This window comes from Pseudoalteromonas sp. SR44-2, assembly GCF_014163745.1.
GTDB classification, from domain to species: domain Bacteria; phylum Pseudomonadota; class Gammaproteobacteria; order Enterobacterales; family Alteromonadaceae; genus Pseudoalteromonas; species Pseudoalteromonas distincta.
Genome location: NZ_JACJDW010000015.1, coordinates 67,098 through 85,938, shown reverse-complemented (window position 1 = coordinate 85,938; position 18,841 = coordinate 67,098). Strand labels below are relative to the sequence as shown.

13 protein-coding genes are annotated in these 18,841 nt (G+C 38.8%); 5 read left to right on the top strand and 8 right to left on the bottom strand.

Translation table 11 applies throughout. The features are described 5' to 3' along the window. Positions 1 to 4: 4 nt before the first annotated feature. Positions 5 to 1,330, bottom strand: a complete 1,326-nt coding sequence (locus H5115_RS11150; RefSeq protein ID WP_182755300.1) for a murein L,D-transpeptidase — start codon at positions 1,328 to 1,330, stop codon at positions 5 to 7. Between the two features lie 210 nt (positions 1,331 to 1,540). Then, positions 1,541 to 2,518, bottom strand: a complete 978-nt coding sequence (locus tag H5115_RS11145; protein ID WP_182755299.1) for a DNA topoisomerase IB — start codon at positions 2,516 to 2,518, stop codon at positions 1,541 to 1,543. A 312-nt stretch (positions 2,519 to 2,830) separates the two neighbouring features. Between H5115_RS11145 and H5115_RS11140 the strand changes: the two genes are divergently transcribed. Then, positions 2,831 to 4,717, top strand: a complete 1,887-nt coding sequence (locus H5115_RS11140; RefSeq protein WP_182755297.1) for a hypothetical protein — start codon at positions 2,831 to 2,833, stop codon at positions 4,715 to 4,717. A gap of 205 nt (positions 4,718 to 4,922) precedes the next feature. Further along, complete coding sequence (gene purU / locus H5115_RS11135) at positions 4,923 to 5,753, top strand: formyltetrahydrofolate deformylase (protein WP_182682175.1); 831 nt, start codon at positions 4,923 to 4,925, stop codon at positions 5,751 to 5,753. A 99-nt stretch (positions 5,754 to 5,852) separates the two neighbouring features. On the opposite strand, the gene H5115_RS11130 is transcribed toward purU, so the two are convergent. Together H5115_RS11130 and acs are read right to left on the bottom strand one after the other, a co-directional pair. Continuing rightward, positions 5,853 to 6,503: a response regulator transcription factor gene (locus tag H5115_RS11130; RefSeq protein ID WP_002958948.1), complete on the bottom strand. Its 651-nt coding sequence runs from the start codon at positions 6,501 to 6,503 to the stop codon at positions 5,853 to 5,855. Between the two features lie 104 nt (positions 6,504 to 6,607). Further along, a complete protein-coding gene (acs, locus tag H5115_RS11125) occupies positions 6,608 to 8,548 on the bottom strand; it encodes an acetate--CoA ligase (RefSeq protein ID WP_182755295.1) in 1,941 nt (646 codons plus the stop codon). Between the two features lie 442 nt (positions 8,549 to 8,990). On the opposite strand from acs, the gene H5115_RS11120 reads away from it, so the two are divergent. Then, complete coding sequence (locus H5115_RS11120) at positions 8,991 to 10,157, top strand: DcaP family trimeric outer membrane transporter (protein ID WP_024600614.1); 1,167 nt, start codon at positions 8,991 to 8,993, stop codon at positions 10,155 to 10,157. Between the two features lie 219 nt (positions 10,158 to 10,376). After that, positions 10,377 to 12,500 carry a TonB-dependent siderophore receptor gene (locus H5115_RS11115; RefSeq protein WP_182755293.1) on the top strand — a complete coding sequence of 708 codons (2,124 nt, stop codon included), beginning with the start codon at positions 10,377 to 10,379 and terminating at the stop codon, positions 12,498 to 12,500. 189 nt (positions 12,501 to 12,689) lie between these two features. On the opposite strand, the gene recA is transcribed toward H5115_RS11115, so the two are convergent. Both recA and H5115_RS11105 read right to left on the bottom strand, forming a co-directional pair. Further along, positions 12,690 to 13,733: a recombinase RecA gene (gene recA, locus H5115_RS11110; protein ID WP_002958952.1), complete on the bottom strand. Its 1,044-nt coding sequence runs from the start codon at positions 13,731 to 13,733 to the stop codon at positions 12,690 to 12,692. A gap of 67 nt (positions 13,734 to 13,800) precedes the next feature. Next, positions 13,801 to 14,289: a CinA family protein gene (locus tag H5115_RS11105; RefSeq protein WP_002958953.1), complete on the bottom strand. Its 489-nt coding sequence runs from the start codon at positions 14,287 to 14,289 to the stop codon at positions 13,801 to 13,803. A 21-nt stretch (positions 14,290 to 14,310) separates the two neighbouring features. Between H5115_RS11105 and mutS the strand changes: the two genes are divergently transcribed. Next, positions 14,311 to 16,896 carry a DNA mismatch repair protein MutS gene (gene mutS, locus H5115_RS11100; protein ID WP_182755291.1) on the top strand — a complete coding sequence of 862 codons (2,586 nt, stop codon included), beginning with the start codon at positions 14,311 to 14,313 and terminating at the stop codon, positions 16,894 to 16,896. 91 nt (positions 16,897 to 16,987) lie between these two features. Here mutS and rpoS read toward each other — a convergent pair whose 3' ends face one another. Both rpoS and H5115_RS11090 read right to left on the bottom strand, forming a co-directional pair. Continuing rightward, positions 16,988 to 17,962 (bottom strand): RNA polymerase sigma factor RpoS, encoded by a 975-nt coding sequence (gene rpoS, locus H5115_RS11095; protein ID WP_182755289.1) that lies wholly within the window; start codon positions 17,960 to 17,962, stop codon positions 16,988 to 16,990. A gap of 35 nt (positions 17,963 to 17,997) precedes the next feature. Further along, positions 17,998 to 18,822 (bottom strand): peptidoglycan DD-metalloendopeptidase family protein, encoded by an 825-nt coding sequence (locus tag H5115_RS11090; RefSeq protein WP_182755287.1) that lies wholly within the window; start codon positions 18,820 to 18,822, stop codon positions 17,998 to 18,000. Between the last annotated feature and the right edge of the window lie 19 nt (positions 18,823 to 18,841).

Genomic DNA, 18,841 nt, shown 5'->3' with positions numbered 1-18,841 from the left:
CTCATTATTTATTTTTTAACAACGCGGCAATCACCGACTGTTCATCATTTTTTAATAGTGCTTTTTTATCGCGTTGATATATGTCATCTCTAAAGTTAACCAGCTTATTTTCGTCAACCCATGCAGTCCAATAAACTAAATGAATAGGAAGAGGCTCATCTAAATAAAACGTCTGAGTACTGTTTTGAGCAAGTGCGCTGTCCATATTATTGAGTGTTTGCGCTTCTCCTTCGTGCTTAATAATTTCACGCGCTAACGAAAAAGGCTTTTCTATTCTTATACAGCCATGCGATAAGGCTCGGTTTGCTTGGCTAAAACGGTGTTTTGCTGGTGTATCGTGAACATAAATTGCTTCGGCATTGGGGAATAAATACTTAACTTCCCCTAGGGGGTTTTCTTCACCAGCACGTTTTACTAAAAAGTGATCAAATTGGTACGGCTTAATAGAATCCCAATCAATGTTGCTTGGATTAACAGTTTGTGAGTCTAGGTAGCTGTTTTTTCTAATTTCAATATTATTTTTTACAAGGTAGTCAGGATCCTCGGCTACCTTTGGAGCAATTTCTTTGGTGGCAATTGAGGTGGGTATACGCCATTCAGGATTAACTACAAACTTTTCTATTTCGTCGCTAAATGCAGGTGTTTCCCAACTCGGTTTACCTACAATTACGTTATTTTTTAATTTTACATCGCCAGCTTTTACAAATCGTAAGCTGTATTCAGGAATATTTACATACACATATTGCTCATCACTTGCGCCTGCAAAATTAGTTATTCTATAAAAGTTAAGTTTTAATTTATCGAGTTTTTGCTGTGCGGGCACATTAAGCGATGCAAAAGTACGCTTACCCACTCGGCCATCAACTTTTAAACCATGGCGGCTTTGAAATTGCTTAACAGCTTGCTCTATATCTTTATCAAACGTGCATATAGCTTCGTCGCACACGTTAATTTTTAAGTCACGCTCTTGATATAAACGCTGTGCAAGTAAGCTCACCTTTTTATTATTACTGCCTAGTTCAAGCAATTCATCGTTATATAAGTGTGTAAAACCACCTTTGTTAACTATTTCTTGATACCAATTAATGGCTTTTTCTGTACGTTCAATTAACTGCGCTGAATATTGGTCAAAGTAGTAGGTGTCATCAGCTTGTATGTACTTTTGTGAGTTGTAAGTAGTTAGTGAAGAGTTAGCGAGTACCACACTTTCAAGCTCATTGGCAGCGAGTGTTGGTGCTGAGCATAAGCCGCTCATGCCAATAAACAATGCAGTTTTTAAAGTAAAACCCTTTGCTTTAGTATGCGCCTGATTTGAAAATGACCCCTTCACTGTGTACCTCCTCGCTAAATATCGTTGATAAATGCTTTTGTACTTACCACTAAGTAGTACTCTGGAGGTGCAACGGTAATGCCAAATTAAAGTTTTAAAATAAACAATTGAAATTTAATGACTTTTTAAAAAACCTTATTCTAAACGTTAATAAATTAAACTAGAGAATATGTAATTAATATGCTCAAGTGTGTAAAGTTGCTATGGCAATTAATCTTTTAAAAAAGCTAAAAAACCACGTTCATAACGACTCAAGTACTTTGTTTTTCGTGGTAATGAAAGGGACTCTCTCCACGCAGTTTGAGTATCTTCATCTTCTTTACACAGCGTAATTAAATCGGGATGCACATAAGATTTGCGTGCTATAGCGGGAGTATTACCAAGTTGCTCAGATACGCTATCAAGCATGCTTTTTAAACTAAGCGCCCCTTTAGTTTTAGCTAATTGTTTGAATGCAATAACGCTTGCTCGCCAAGTTCTAAAGTGTTTTGCACTAAATTCCTCACCCATTATTTGCTGAATGTATTGATTTATTTCACTTGATGTAACATTTGTGCGCTCACCTTCATTTATATACTGAAATAAATGCTGGCCGGGTAAATCTTGTAAGTCTTTTATTACATGGCTAAGCACTCTATCGGTTATGTTTACTTCACGCTCCTTGCCTGATTTAGCACGGTACTTTAGCTGGATATTTTTACCCGTGAGTTTTGCATGGCGTGTGCGTAGTGTTGTAGCGCCAAAACTTTTATTTTGCTTTACGTTACGCTCGTTACCTACCCTCAACGCACCTAAATCCATAAGTCTTACAACTGCCGCTAAAGTGCGTTCAATATTAAGCTCATCGCCTTGTAAGTCTGTTTCTAAACGCGCTCTTAACAAAGGGAGTTTATTACCGAACACTCCACATGCTTGGTATTTTTTAGCCTCTTGTTGCGCCCTAAATTCAGGATGGTAGCGGTATTGCTTTCGCCCCTTACTATCAAACCCTGTCGCTAAAATATGTCCGTTTTCTTCTGGGCAAAACCAGGCGTTTTTATAGGCAGGCGGAAATGCCAATCCATTCAAACGATCAATCACATTTTGCTCTTTTATTTGCTTACCGATTGGATCAAAGTAAAGCCAACTTTTATGTTTAAGTTTACGCGTGATCCCTGGTAAATTATCGTCTACATAAATTAGCTTCATTAACCCTCCAGTTATATTTAAGCATGCATCGAGCTTTAAAATGTATCACTTTAAAATAACCTTAAACTGAACAAGACTATTGATATATAATAAAAAACCAACAACAATTATAAATACTTAATATATATTAATAATTCTATTTAGGTTTTTGTAAAAGTAGGTCGAACTTACGCGCCAGCAGCGAGTCTATTACGATTAAACTTGATGCACTCAGCGCTAAAAGTAACTACTTTAGATAGATTTATTATCCTAAGTTCAGATTAATTACACTTTGTCCCCCGCAAGTGGGGTGCTGTTTAAATGGAGAATTCAATGGCTTTTGATTATGGATCGATTGATCTTGGACTAAAAAACCCCTTCAAACTTGAAGGTAAAGTTACAGCATTAAGAGGACTCATTGAGTCTATAGCTGGTATTAGTTTACTTGTTATTGCTGCGGGCTCTGTGAAAGAAGATACAACCGCAGGTTGGATTTTAATGATATTTGGCATGTTAATATTAGCGCTTGGCATTCGCTCATTATCATCGGGTATATACGCAACCCTCAAGTATTTTGTTGGCAGAAACCACCCTACATCTTTAGCTTATAACTTTAGTAAATCGCAAACATCGACCGCCCAAGAGGAAAAAAAGGAAGTGGCCTATACAGCTAATTCTCTTGAAGAAATGCTGGTTGGTCGTAAAAACAGTACGTTTAAAGAGCCTAATGGCTTTTTATCTCGCTTGTTACACAGCTTAATCCCTAAGCTTTTATTTTTACCTTATCCTATTCGTAATGTTGCTCAGCGCTTATTTGGCTCATGGGTAAGCACCTTTGTCGCCCTTATTGCTTATGCCCTTGTTGCATTTGTATCTTTGTCGGGCTTTACCGGTGAAGCTGGGGAATTAGCATTTCCTGTTTATAGTGCAATATTAATGTTTTACGTGCTTTTTTCTTGGCGCTCTACAGGTAAACCTATCTCTCGAAATGCAGAAAAGAATATTGAAGCACTTGGTACTGGTGCGCTTGCTAAAATTATTTCTTTATCTTTTATTTTACCCATCGCTATTGGTCTTTCTATGTCATGGTTGATGAAAGAGCAGCACATTAGTAAACAAGAAATAGATAGCTGGCTTGTGCAATTACCTAGCCTACATGCAGGGCTTTATTTAGTAGCAATTATTGTATTAGCAACTCTTAGCTGTGCACTTGTTTTTGTAATGATAAAGGCACGTTTAAATTCAGTTACCCCTTCTGCTGAGGTTTCTGAACTACGTGAAAACTGGCAAGAGTCTGTTCATCCAGACGAGATTTTCATAAACCTCGATAACCTAGTAATGGCTAATCGTCGTTATAAAGAAGTACCTAACAGAGTTTACAGAGAATTAGACCCTAAGCTTCAAGAACAAATAGAAGGTAAAGGTGGCTTTAAAGGTGAAATGATCCAAGAGATTCAACCTAAATTACACCCTATGGATTTAGGTAAAAACTTTACACTCGCGAGATTACTTGCTTTGGTGAGCGGTAACTTACTGTATATAGTGGCGCTAACGTTTACTGTATTTTTAGCGTACTCGCTTATTAATATTTACCATTATGTTGATGCGGCAAACATAAACACCATTGAACAAGCATTTAATAACCAGAACATTATTCAATTTAGTGAACTACTTATGACAAGTTTTCACTTTTTACTAATAGGTATACTTATAAAAGCATTTGCTCAATTACTTACTAATAGTGCACACCTATTTTTTGCCGAAATGCAATTTGAGTCATTACTTGTGTACTTTAAATGTGAAGGTACATTTACTGAGTCTAAAATTTCGACGGGTACAGGTATTCACGACAGCACTCGCTCAGAAAACACTCTAGTACGCAGTAGTATAACGCCTTGGATTATTGTTTCTCGTGTTATCTCTACTACATTTGCTGCAACAGGTATGAAAAACTTAGAGCACCCTCGCCATATTATGGAAATGCATAAAGACGAAGGGCAATTACAAGCAATCAAAAAAGACGTTATTGCGTTCTTAAAAGACCGCGAATCTATCGCTTCAATTACCAGTGAGCGTGATTTAGGTAATGCGTCACAAATACATCAACTAAACCAACAAACGCGCGCTATACCTACTCAGCAAGCGATAACGAAAGATGATGAAGAAGCTGCCGGGTATTTAAGACAAGAAGAAAACTTATCTCCCGAGCCCAAGGGTTAATTAACCTCAAACCTAGATAATTTTTATTAATGCCACCTTGTTAACTTAGGTGGCATTTTTTTAACCTCTATTCAATACTTTTTAACTTTATTACCTCTTTTGCATTCAACAACATGATTAATATTGGATTAGTTCACAAAGCCCTTGCTTTATGTGCCAAAACACAAATAATGAAAGGATTAATTACAGGGTAAGAATGAGGACAATGAGCTATATACTAACCACCCAATGTGCTGATGATGTAGGCTTAATAGCTAAAATTACAGGGCTTTGCCATAAAAATAATTTAAACATTACGCGTAACAACGAATTTGTAGATAAAGACGCGCAGCGATTTTTTATGCGTACAGAGCTTACAGGCGAGCCACAAAGTGACTTTTTAGATCAACTACGCGCACTGTTGCCAGAAGGCGCTAAACTTGCGCTACATTGCGGCGCAAAAACTAAAGTAGTTTTATTGGCAACTAAAGAAGCTCATTGTTTAGGTGGTATGCTGTTAAAGCAATTTGAACAAACTCTTAATATTGAAGTACTCGCTGTAATTGCGAACTATGCTGATTTAGAGCCGCTAGCTAAAGGGTTTGGTGTGCCATTTCATGTTGTATCGCACGAAGGATTAACCCGTAGCGAGCATGATAAAAAGGTAGGCGATTTAATTGCCAGTTACAATCCTGACATTATTGGTCTTGCTAAATACATGCGTATTTTAAGTCCAGAATTTGTGGGTCGATTTGAAGGTAAAATAATTAATATTCATCACTCATTTTTGCCTGCATTTATAGGTGCGAAACCTTATCATCAAGCATTTGAGCGCGGCGTAAAAATTATTGGTGCTACCGCTCACTTTGTTAATAATGAGCTTGATGAAGGGCCTATTATTTTGCAAGATGTAACCAGCGTTACACATGCTAATACCGCCGAAATGATGGCTAAAATGGGCAAAGATGTTGAAAAAACAGTGTTTTGTAAAGCACTTCAACTTGCCTCAGAGCATAAGCTATTTATTAATGGTAATAAAACCGTGGTGTTTTCTTAGCATTAATCCAACTGCTTAATTATTCTACATATAAAAAATGCCAGCATTGTTGCTGGCATTTTTTTATCATAAATAAGCTAATAACTTTTTAAATGTAAATTATGCCTGCTCTATTGGTTCGAGCTTTAATTTAGCGGCAATTAAAACGGCTTGGGTACGATTGTACACACCGAGTTTTCTAAATATGGCTGTAATGTGTGCTTTTACTGTCGCTTCTGATATGTGTAGTTCATAAGCAATTTGCTTATTAAGTAAACCTTCGTGCAGATATTGCAGCACTCGGTATTGTTGAGGCGTTAATGAGGCAACTTGCGCTGCTATTTCTCTATCTTCACCTTCAATTTCAGCTACTTTGTTTTTTAGCTCTTTTGGTAGCCATGTATCGCCTTCAAGTATTTGGTTAATTGCACTGGCAATATCATCAGACGATGATGATTTAGGAATAAAACCCATAGCGCCGTAACCCATTACTTTAGAAACGATATTCACGTCTTCACTACCCGAAACAACGGCAATAGGTAAGCTTGGGTATTCTTCTCGAATACGAATAAGACCATATAAATCACCATTACCTGGCATGTGAAGGTCTAGCAGTAATATATCAAGATCCTCTTGCTCGCTTAACACTTGCAGTGTGCTGTCAAAATCGGATGATTCAAAAACCTCTAAACCCTCAAATTTTGCGCTCAGTGCGCCCTTTAGTGCTTCACGAAATAACGGATGATCGTCCGCTATTAAAAACTGACTCATGGTTCACTCCTAATAAATTCGGCTGCCAGTTAGGTTTAAAACCTTTACTGACAGCCGATATACTACGTTTAGAATCAACTTGTAATCAAGTTTTTAACGCACATTTAACGATTTAATCTGTTCTCGATTAGTTCATCGACAACTGAAGGATCGGCAAGCGTTGACGTATCACCGAGTTGTTGGTGCTCATTTGCAGCGATTTTACGTAAAATACGACGCATAATCTTGCCTGAACGTGTTTTTGGCAAACCCGGTGACCATTGAATCATATCTGGAGATGCAATTGGGCTGAGCTCTTTACGAACCCAATTACGTACCTCTTTAGTTAATTCATCGCTTACTGTTATACCTTCGTTAGGCGTAATGTAAACATAAATACCTTGGCCTTTAATATCATGCGGGTAACCTACAACAGCAGCTTCTGCTACCGCTTCATGCGCAACTAACGCACTTTCAATTTCGGCAGTACCAAGGCGGTGCCCAGACACATTAAGTACATCGTCCACACGACCTGTGATCCAGTAATAACCATCTTCATCACGACGACAACCATCGCCTGTAAAGTAAACTCCTGGGTAGGCGCTAAAATAAGTTTGTTCAAAACGTTCATGGTCGCCATAAACAGTTCGAGCTTGCGATGGCCAACTATCTAAAATAACTAAATTACCATCTACGGCACCTTCGAGTGTATTACCTTCAGCATCAAATAATGCAGGGGCAATACCAAAAAATGGATGTGTTGCAGAACCTGGTTTTGTATCAGTAGCGCCCGGAAGTGGTGTGATCATAATGCCACCGGTTTCTGTTTGCCACCATGTATCAACAATCGGGCAATTAGATTTACCAATACTCTCGTAATACCATGTCCACGCTTCTGGATTTATTGGCTCACCTACTGAACCTAAAATACGTAAACTATCGCGATGTGACGAAGCTGTAGGCTCATCACCTTTAGCCATTAGTGCTCTAATTGCTGTAGGGGCGGTATATAAAATAGTAACGCCGTGTTTATCAACTACTTCGCCCATACGCCCTGCAGTTGGATAAGTGGGGACACCTTCAAATAAAACCTGAGTACAACCGTTTACTAATGGCCCGTACGCAATGTAACTGTGGCCTGTGATCCAACCTACATCGGCACTACACCAATACACATCATCTTCTTTTAAATCAAATACGTATTCATGTGTCATTGATGAGTAAACTAAGTAGCCACCTGTAGTATGTACAACACCTTTAGGCTGACCAGTAGAACCTGATGTATACAATATAAACAAAGGATCTTCAGCGTTCATAGGCTCTGGCTCACACTTTGCTAGTAAGTCAGCAACTAAATCGTGCCACCAAATATCATGGTCATTCCAATCAACTTCACCGCCTGTTAATTGGTGCACAATAACGTGTTCAATTGTGGTTACAGTTTCTTGCGCTACCGCTTCATCTACATTTGCTTTTAATGGAACACAATTTCCTGCTCTGCGTCCCTCATCAGAAGTTATAACAACCTTAGCGCCAGAATCTCTAATACGATCAGCAATAGCCGATGGTGAAAAACCACCAAATACAACAGAATGAATAGCACCGATACGTGCACAAGCTTGCATTGCATACACCGCTTGTGGGGTCATTGGCATATAAATAGCTACGCGGTCACCTTTTTGTACACCCAGTTTTTTTAAACCATTGGCAAATTTAGCCACTTCGTCATGAAGTTTTTGATAAGTAATGTTCTCACTTTGAGAAGGATCATCACCTTCCCAAATAAGCGCAATTTTGTCTGCTTTCGTTTTTAAGTGGCGGTCAATACAGTTGTAAGACGCATTTAAATAGCCATCTTCATACCATTTAATACTGATGTGGCCTTTATCAAAAGAGGTGTTTTTAACTTTAGTGTAAGGAGTAGACCAATCGAGGCGTTTGCCATGCTCACGCCAAAAACTTTCTGGGTCATCAATAGATTGCTTATAAAGCGTATTATATTTATTTTTATCAATGAGAGTCGCATCTTTAATATGCGCAGGAACTGGATAGATACTTTGTGACATCTTCGTCTCCATTTAAATTACTTGCCTTAAGCTTTTATCAAGGATTACTCAGCAGTACTTTATTAAGTATTAGACCTTAGTTGTACTCTACTCCAATTTGCTCATTTGTAGTTTATAATCCACCTGCTTTCAATTTTTTTACATAAATAATACAACGCGTTAAATGTAAGTAAATGCAAACTAATCAACTCTAAAACCTTAGTCTTATAGACCAATAGGTAATTGAGTAAATATTGCACATATTCAAAAGTGTTTGTGCACTTTAATAAAGATATTTGCGGTATTACTTGCTAAAGCTTTATTTAACGAATGAAAACAATATGTGTATTGAGAAGCCAAACTAACACCCTTTTTTATTCGTAAGTAATACTAGTAGCAAGTAATACAACCTTACATGAAAAAAAAAGCAACAAACAACAAGTAGCCTATAAAGGACACCACAATGAAATTTACCCCATTAAAAACATTAGCAGCAAGCGCTGTATTATGTGCACTATCAAGCACTGCTTATGCAGCGACTGCCGCAAAAATTGGTGATACGGAATTTACTTACGGTGGATACATTAAACTCGACTCTATGTGGAGTGATTATTCAGCGGGTGCGCCTGCAGGCTCAAACGTAGGTCGTGACTTTTACGTACCAAGTACGTTAACAGTTGGCGATGACAACAGCTCAGATGCTGTATTTGATATGCATGCTCGTGAGTCACGTTTTAACTTTGGCACAGCCACTGTTATGGATAACGGTAAAACCGTTAATACTAAAATTGAAATTGACTTTTTGGCCTCGGCTGCTGGCGGTAATGAGCGAGTTTCAAATTCTTACGCCCCGCGTATTCGCCATGCCTTTGTGACTTACGATGGTTGGTTATTTGGTCAAACATGGTCTAACTTCCAAAACGTGGGGGCGCTTGCTGAAACGCTTGATTTTGTAGGCCCTGCTGAGGGTACTGTGTTCGTGCGTCAATCGCAAATTAAATACACCACTGGCGCATGGTCGTTTTCATTAGAAAACCCAGAAAGTACAATTTCTACTACTAGCGGTATGGTAGTAACTGATGATGCATCATTGCCTGACTTTACAGCTCGTTACACACACAAAGCCGATTGGGGTAACATTGTGGTTGCAGCGCTTGCTCGCCAACTTACTTATAAAGTAGGCAGTGTTGATGCAGATGAAACTTCTTTTGGTATTAGTGCATCAGGTAAAATAAACCTTGGTGAAGACAACCTTAAATTTATGCTTACTCAAGGTAAAGGCTTAGGCCGTTACGTAGGCTTAAACGTTGCTCACGGTGCAGTACTTAATGGCGATGAACTAGATGCAATTGATTCGACTTCTGGTTTTGTTGCTTACCAGCACAAGTGGACAAGCCAATGGCGTTCAACGTTCTTATATTCATTCTTCAGTGCTGATAACAACACTGATTTATTAGCTATTTCTGGTGATCCGACTGAATCAAGCCAAAGCTATAGCGCTAACATTCTATACTCACCGGTTAAACGTCTAACTTTTGGTGCTGAGCTAAAGCATGCTGAGCGTGAAACTGAAAGCGGCGTTGATGGCGATTTAGACCGCTTACAGTTTTCTGTTAAATACTCTTTTTAATAGCTAAAAAGCTAACTACTTTAAAAAGCGGCCTAGGCCGCTTTTTTTATAAGCGAGATTGAGTTCTATATAATTCATCAATTCGTACCCAAAATCTTTATATGTGGCGCTAAAATCCAAAAAAATAGAATTATTATTGATAAAAACATTAAACACAATTGCAAATCGATATCATTTAGATTAAGTTACGTACTTCTTTTGAACTAACTGGAAAAACTTATGTCGTCCCCTCAAGTTTTGCGTTTATCTAAACTAAGCTTTGCTACTTCTTTAATTTTATCTGGTTATGCACTTGCTGATGAGGCAAATGTAAAATCTGAACCTCTCGAAAAAATTGCGGTATATGGTCAGCATCATAAAAACTACATTACTGAAGAAGCGCAATCGGCTACCAAACTAGGTTTAACAATTAAAGAAACACCACAATCAATCTCGGTAGTTTCACGCGCACTAATGGACGACTTTTCACTAGACGACATAAACTCAGTACTTGAAAGCACGCCAGGCGTAACAGTAGAGCAAATAGAAACAGATCGTACTTACTTTAAGGCCCGTGGTTTTGAAATTACGAACTTTCAAGTTGATGGCTTAGGGATCCCACAAAGCTCAGGCTCTATTCAAGGTAGTCTTGATACATCAATTTATGACCGTGTAGAGATAGTTCGCGGTGCTAATGGTTTAATGACTGGCGCTGGTAATCCTTCTGCAACTGTAAACATGGTTTTAAAAAAGCCAACTTATACAACACAGGCAAATGCATCAGCATCTTATGGCTCATGGAATAAAAAACGTTTAGATTTAGATGTATCTACGCCAATAAATGAAGACCACGCTGTACGCGCTGTATTTACAAAGCAAAAAGCTGACTCATATTTAGATCGCTACGAAACAGATAAAACCATTGTTTACTTAGCCTACGAAGGCAAATTAACAGACAACACATTATTAAGCGTTAACTACGTTAACCAACAAAAAGACGCAGATAGCCCGCTATGGGGTGCACTACCTCTTTATTATACAGACGGAACAGCAACCGATTACGACGAATCAACCAGCACCGCTGCTGACTGGTCTTACTGGGATAACAGTGCTGAGCAAGTATATGTAACACTTGAACAAAACTTATCGGCAACATGGGTAGCTAGAGCACGTTATGCTCACATCGAAAACGAACAAGACTCAGAGTTGTTCTACGTATACGGCACCCCTGATAAAGATACTGAACTTGGTTTAACAGGTTATGCTAGCCGTTATGATTACGAAGATAAGCATGACTTATTTGATTTATATGCCAGTGGTAAGTTTGATTTATTTGGCCAAGAGCACGACCTATCATTTGGTGTTAGCCAAGCTAAAATGGATTACAACGAGCAGTCTCTTTACGATTACACTACAGGCAATGGTTTTCCAGATATGCCATCACTTAAAACGTGGGATGGTGTAGTACCAGAGGCAACACTTGCTGATGGCTTAGATGGTAGTGATATTACTAACGAGCAAAAATCAGCTTACATATCTACTCGCATTAAATTAAGTGAGCCTTTAAGTGTGCTCGCTGGTGTGCGTTATACCGATTGGAAAACAAAAGGGAGTGCTTACGGTGTTGAACAAACAAGAAGCGACTCTGAAGTTATTCCTTATATTGGCACGGTGTACGACTTTAACGAGTCTCTATCAGCTTATGCAAGCTACACAGAAACATTTGTACCGCAAAAAGAGCTTGATATTAATGCCAACCAATTAGCTCCCGTAATAGGTAAAAGTAGTGAAGTTGGTATAAAAGCACAGTTACTTGATGACCAAATTTTCGTAACTTTTGCTTACTTCGATGCAAAGCAGGAAGGGCTTGCCATAGCTTTACCCGACTCACTACCTAGTGATACGCGTTATTATGCAGCAGATGGTATTAACAGCAACGGCTTTGAAGTTGAACTAAGTGGTCGAATAACTGATGATTTAAGCGCAAGTGTAAGTTTTAGTAACCTAACTATTGATGGTGATGATTTAGTTAAAGATTACACACCTGAAAATCAACTTAAAGTGTCCGCAACCTACCAAGTACCTTTAGTTGATGGTTTATCATTTGGTGCAAACTATCGCTGGCAGGATTCAACTAGCCGAGTTCAAGTCGAAGGTGCAAATGGTATTGCAAGCGTCACTACTCACCAAGATGCATACGGGTTACTTGATTTAATGGCCACTTACGAAATTACAGATAACGTAGGAGTCACTTTCAACGTAAATAACACCACCGGTGAAAAATATTTGCACAGCCTGTACTGGGCACAAGGTTACTACGGTGCACCTCGTAACTACGCCCTATCTGTAAACTGGCAATTATAAATATATTTGATTAATTAAAGACTCTAGATTTTTTTCTATTGAATTAAAAAACGACACATTTTTAATGTGTCGTTTTTATTTTATCTAACCTGATGTAAGTTTTTAATAACAAAAAAGCGCTAATCATTACTGATTAGCGCTTTTCAAAGCTCGGGTCAAATCAAGCTTAAAAACTCATTTGGGTGCAGTTTAAAGGTCTGGATCGTCGCCTAACTTATCTTCACCGTCTTCAGGTTCAATAGTTGCTTTTAGTAAAAGCATTTCGCGTAACTTACCTTCAATCTCATCTGCAATTTCTGGGTTTTCTTTCAAAAACTTAATTGAGTTAGATTTACCTTGGCCAACCTTGTTGCCACTGTAACTGTACCAAGCACCTGCTTTTTCAACAATTTTATGCTTAACACCTAAATCAATTAACTCGCCTTGCTTAGAAATACCTTCGCCATACATGATGATAAATTCAGCTTGTTTAAATGGCGGCGCTACTTTGTTTTTAACAATTTTAACGCGGGTTTCGTTACCAACAACTTCATCACCTTCTTTCACAGAACCAATACGACGAATATCAATACGTACCGATGCGTAAAACTTAAGTGCATTACCACCCGTTGTTGTTTCTGGGTTACCAAACATAACACCAATTTTCATACGGATTTGGTTAATGAAAATACATAATGTGTTAGAGCGTTTAATATTACCAGTAAGCTTACGTAATGCCTGTGACATTAAACGTGCTTGTAAGCCCATGTGCGAGTCGCCCATGTCGCCTTCAATCTCAGCTTTTGGTGTAAGTGCAGCAACCGAGTCAATAATAACAACATCTACTGCGCTTGAACGTACTAACATGTCACAAATTTCTAGTGCTTGCTCACCTGTATCAGGTTGAGATACGAAAAGGTCATCAATATTTACACCTAGTTTTTGTGCATATACAGGATCAAGAGCATGCTCAGCATCAATAAAGGCACATGTTTTACCTTCTTTTTGAGCTTCTGCGATAACTTGTAAAGTAAGCGTTGTTTTACCAGATGACTCAGGACCATACACTTCAACAATACGTCCCATAGGTAAGCCACCTATGCCTAAGGCAATATCAATACCTAGTGAACCTGTAGATACAGATTCAATGTTTAACGCTTTGTTATCACCCAATTTCATAATTGAGCCTTTACCAAATTGACGTTCAATTTGTGATAGTGCTGCGTCTAACGCTTTTTGTTTGTTATCGTTCATTTTGTTCTCCAATCCAGCTAATGCGAACAAGTATACTGTATGAAATCACAGTATCAAGCTAATTTTTTCATTTTATCTCATCTATTACACTTTTTAATGCAAATACAATAGCTTGCAGTCTTACTTGAGCCCTATCACCAGTAAATATTTGTTTAAAGGTCAGTACTTTGTCATTAATTTGTATGCCAAACCATACAAGTCCAACAGGTTTACCTTCTGTTGCCCCGCCAGGCCCTGCAATGCCCGATACAGCTATAGATATATTAGCGTTTGTTGCTTTAATAGCACCTACTGCCATTTCATGGACTGTTTGCTCGCTCACAGCACCGTATTGATTTAATGTACTAGCACTAACATTGAGCAAATCTTGCTTTGCTTGGTTACTATAAGTGACAAATGCACGGTCGATATAAGCTGAACTTCCAGGTGTATCGGTAAGCGCATAACTCACTCCGCCACCAGTACATGACTCAGCAGTAGTGATCCATAAGCATTTATCCGTTAAAATAGCGCCTAATTGCGCAGCAAGTGTTTTAATCTCTTGATGTAATTCCATATTCAGCCTTTGGGTAAATACATGTCGTTTGATCTTTATGCACCACACACTATAAAACAACAAACCCCTATGATGCAGCAGTATCTAAAAATAAAATCAGAGCATCGCGATATTTTATTGTTTTATCGTATGGGCGATTTTTACGAACTTTTTTTTGATGACGCTAAACGCGCCGCTCAATTACTCGATATTTCGCAAACTCATCGTGGTAAAGCTGGCGGTGATCCTATCCCTATGGCGGGCGTACCTTATCATGCGGTAGAAAACTACTTAGCTCGCTTAGTACAAATGGGCGAGTCAGTTGCTATTTGTGAACAAGTGGGTGACCCCGCAACCAGTAAAGGCCCCGTTGATCGAAAAGTAGTGCGTATAGTTACACCCGGTACAATTTCTGATGAAGCGCTTTTACAAGAGCGACAAGACAATCTACTGACCAGTGTTTGGCAAAGTAAAAAAGGCTTATACGGTATTGCTTATTTAGACATTAACTCTGGTCGTTTTAATATTGTCGAAGTAAATACCGACGAAGCCTTTAGCTCAACTATTCAACGCTTATCACCAGCAGAACTTCTGTATAGTGAAAGCTTTGAGAACATTCATTTAATTGAACATATAAAAGGTGCCCGCCGTCGCCCAGAATGGGAGTTCGATTTAGATACGGCTCAGCACTTATTATGCGATCAATTTGGTACTAAGGATTTAGTGGGTTTTGGGGTAGATAAAGCCCACAGCGCGCTTGTTGCTGCAGGTTGTTTAATGCAATACGTAAAAGATACACAACGTATCTCACTGCCGCATATTCGTGCAATTACACTTGAGCATAACGAACACGCTGTTATTTTAGATGCCGCAACACGTAAAAATTTAGAGCTTACCGTTAATCTATCGGGCGGGTTTGAAAATACACTTGCTCAAGTACTTGATAAAACAGCAACGCCAATGGGATCTCGCTTACTTAAGCGTCGTATTCATACACCCATTCGTAATAAAGACGAGCTAAACTCACGTTTAAATGCAATTAGTGGAATTTTAGACGTACAACTTTGCGGTGAATTACACGAATCATTAAAAGAGATTGGTGATGTAGAGCGTGTTATTGCACGCCTAGCTTTATGCACAGCTCGCCCACGCGATTTAACTCGCCTGCGCAGTGCTCTACAAGCACTTGCACCACTGCATACTTTGTTAGCTGACGCTAACGATCCTCGTATAGCAGGTATTATCAAGCACTCGCCTGAACTCCCTGATTTACAAGAATTATTAGAACGTGCAGTTATCGATAACCCACCGGTACTAATTCGTGACGGTGGCGTTATTGCCCCTGGTTACAACAGTGAGCTTGATGAATGGCGTAACTTAAGTAAAGGTGCAACCGATGTACTTGAGCAGCTTGAACAACGCGAGCGTGAACGTACAGGCATTAGTACATTAAAAATTGGCTATAACCGAGTACACGGCTTTTTTATTGAAGTAAGTAGAGCTAATGCGCACTTGGTTCCAGCCGACTACATTCGTCGCCAAACGCTTAAAAATAACGAACGTTACATTATTCCAGAGCTTAAGGAACACGAGGATAAAGTACTCGGTAGCCAATCAAAAGCTCTCGCGCTTGAAAAGCAATTATATGAAGAGCTATTTAGATTTATTGCTCCGCATATTGAGCAATTACAAATGATGGCTGCAGCACTGGCTGATCTGGACGTTTTAAACAATTTAGCTGAGCGTGCATTTGCACTCAATTATGCAAAACCACAATTGTGCGATAACGACAATATAAGCATTAAACAAGGTCGTCACCCTGTTGTTGAGCAAGTAATGAAAGAACCGTTTATTGCCAACCCTGTAGAGTTAAATTCTCAGCGTAAAATGCTAATTATTACCGGTCCAAACATGGGCGGTAAATCAACTTATATGCGCCAAACAGCACTTATTGTTCTCATGGCGCATATTGGCAGTTATGTGCCCGCTGACAGCGCTAAAATTGGTAATATCGACCGTATATTTACACGTATTGGTGCAAGCGATGATTTAGCATCAGGGCGTTCAACCTTCATGGTAGAAATGACCGAAACAGCAACGATTTTAAATAATGCGACTGCGCAGTCTTTAGTATTAATGGATGAGATTGGTCGCGGTACAAGTACCTACGATGGGCTTTCGCTTGCGTATGCAACAGCCGATCATTTAGCATCAAAAATATCTGCTAAAACATTGTTTGCTACGCACTACTTTGAATTAACAGAACTTGCTGAGCAAACCACAGGCCTTGTAAACGTGCACCTTGATGCAATAGAACATAACGACACGATTGCATTTATGCATACAGTTCTCGACGGTGCAGCAAGCAAAAGCTTTGGTTTACAAGTAGCCGCTCTTGCAGGTGTGCCAAAAGCTGTGATTGCACAAGCAAAGCAAAAACTTAAGTTACTTGAAAATCATCAAAGCGTTACTGCACCAAATACAGAGCAACAAGCCTTTACTTTTAATAACGAAATTGCACAAAGTACACCTTCTGAAGTTGAAGAGCAGTTAAGTGCAATTGACCCTGATAATTTATCACCACGCCAAGCGCACGATTTGTTATATAAACTAAAAGCATTGTTGTAATTTATATCATCTGATTTACAAGCATAAAAAAAGCCGAAGAATAAATTCTTCGGCTTTTTAACACACATAGTCTCTTATACTATTTAACTAGTTACGAAAACTGATTAAACAAGCTATCTGTACTTAAACCTTCTTGTTGCAAAATGTCTTTTAAACGACGTAATGCCTCTACCTGAATTTGTCTTACACGCTCACGTGTTAAGCCTATCTCACGACCTACATCTTCAAGTGTAGATGGCTCATAGCCAAGCAATCCAAATCGACGTGCCAATACTTCACGTTGTTTAGGGTTTAATTCTCCTAACCAGTCTACAATATGTTTATTAATATCGTTATTTTGTACTTCGCCTTCAGGGCCAGCACTTTTTTCATCTGGGATGATATCAAGTAGTACACTGTCGTTTTCGCCACCAATAGGCATGTCTACTGATGCAATTCTTTCGTTTAAACGTAGCATTTTAGTAACGTCTTCAACGGGTCTGTCTAGGCAAGCTGCAATTTCGTCAGCTGTTGGCTCATGGTCAAGTTTTTGAGTTAACTCACGCGCTGTACGCAGGTAAACATTAAGCTCTTTAACTACATGGATAGGTAAGCGAATGGTACGCGTTTGGTTCATAATGGCACGTTCAATTGTTTGACGTATCCACCATGTAGCGTAAGTAGAGAATCTAAATCCACGCTCAGGGTCAAATTTTTCAACTGCGCGAATTAAGCCTAAATTACCTTCTTCAATTAAATCAAGTAAAGCAAGGCCGCGATTATTGTAACGACGTGCTATTTTAACAACCAAACGTAAGTTACTTTCAATCATACGTTTACGTGAGGCTTCACAGCCTCGAAGTGATTTGCGAGAAAAAAACACTTCTTCTTCAGCGCTAAGCAAAGGAGAAAAACCAATTTCGCCTAAATAAAGTTGAGTTGCGTCAAGATTTTTAGTTACTTCTTCTTTAGCAAAGATTTCATCGTCTTCTACTTTATCTAGTAGAGCTGTGCTTTCATCAACATCGATGTCATCGAATTTTTCGTCAGTCGTAGTGTGTTTGTCAAGTTTTGCTGCGCTAGCCATGAGCCTTCTCCCGAGCAATTATCAATACCTGAAAATTAGGGTAGGTATTTAGCAGGATTGACAGCTTGCCCTCGGTAGCGAATTTCAAAGCGAAGCGCGGTGACCGGGGATTCTGAATTACCAATTTCTGCTATTTTTTGTCCTGCCTTAACTTTCTGCTTTTCTTTAACAAGTAATTTCGAGTTATGTGCATAAGCACTTAGGTAATCATCATTATGTTTCAATATGATTAAACTACCATAACCTCGAAGGGCGTTACCCGCGTACACCACAGTTCCTTGTGCCGCAGCTAAGACTGAAGCCCCTTTGCTATTAGTAATCTGTAAACCTTTATAACCGTTTTCCTTATTAGAGAAGCGTTTAGTAATTTTACCCTTTGCAGGCCAAAACCACTTAACCTTACTGCTCGACAAACGTTTAGTATTACTAATTTTGTTACTGGCTTGTTTCTGAACATACTCTCGTTGTTTTGGAGGATCAAGTTCTTTCTTTAAAACTTTGTTATTTTTTTGTGATTTTTTTATAGACTTTTTACTCGAATTCGTATAATTTTCATCCCTTTTTGTTTTTTCGGGCTTAGGGATCAGGGAGATGTTTTGCCCAGGGAAGATTGTGTAAGGTGATGGAATTGAATTGTTTTTTGCAAGTAATCTAAAGTCTTGCCCAGCACTAAAGGCAATAGAATAAAGCGTATCTCCTTTTTGTACTTTATAGCTAGTCCCATTAATGTTAATAGTATGACCTAAATCATTAACATTATTATTTAAGCTACTAACAGGTGCAGGAACATGGCGAGAAGAGCAACCAAAGAGAAAAATACTAATAAATATAGCTACATACAGTAAACACTGTTTATTCATTGTATTTTTCCCCTAAATT

Excerpts from the sequence above, each read along its gene's own strand:
- H5115_RS11145 (WP_182755299.1), bottom strand. The coding sequence starts at position 2,518 with ATGAAGCTAATTTATGTAGACGATAATTTACCAGGGATCACGCGTAAA.
- H5115_RS11140 (WP_182755297.1), top strand. The coding sequence starts at position 2,831 with ATGGCTTTTGATTATGGATCGATTGATCTTGGACTAAAAAACCCCTTC.
- purU (WP_182682175.1), top strand. The coding sequence starts at position 4,923 with ATGAGCTATATACTAACCACCCAATGTGCTGATGATGTAGGCTTAATA.
- H5115_RS11130 (WP_002958948.1), bottom strand. The coding sequence starts at position 6,503 with ATGAGTCAGTTTTTAATAGCGGACGATCATCCGTTATTTCGTGAAGCA.
- acs (WP_182755295.1), bottom strand. The coding sequence starts at position 8,548 with ATGTCACAAAGTATCTATCCAGTTCCTGCGCATATTAAAGATGCGACT.
- H5115_RS11120 (WP_024600614.1), top strand. The coding sequence starts at position 8,991 with ATGAAATTTACCCCATTAAAAACATTAGCAGCAAGCGCTGTATTATGT.
- H5115_RS11115 (WP_182755293.1), top strand. The coding sequence starts at position 10,377 with ATGTCGTCCCCTCAAGTTTTGCGTTTATCTAAACTAAGCTTTGCTACT.
- recA (WP_002958952.1), bottom strand. The coding sequence starts at position 13,733 with ATGAACGATAACAAACAAAAAGCGTTAGACGCAGCACTATCACAAATT.
- H5115_RS11105 (WP_002958953.1), bottom strand. The coding sequence starts at position 14,289 with ATGGAATTACATCAAGAGATTAAAACACTTGCTGCGCAATTAGGCGCT.
- mutS (WP_182755291.1), top strand. The coding sequence starts at position 14,311 with ATGTCGTTTGATCTTTATGCACCACACACTATAAAACAACAAACCCCT.
- rpoS (WP_182755289.1), bottom strand. The coding sequence starts at position 17,962 with ATGGCTAGCGCAGCAAAACTTGACAAACACACTACGACTGACGAAAAA.
- H5115_RS11090 (WP_182755287.1), bottom strand. The coding sequence starts at position 18,822 with ATGAATAAACAGTGTTTACTGTATGTAGCTATATTTATTAGTATTTTT.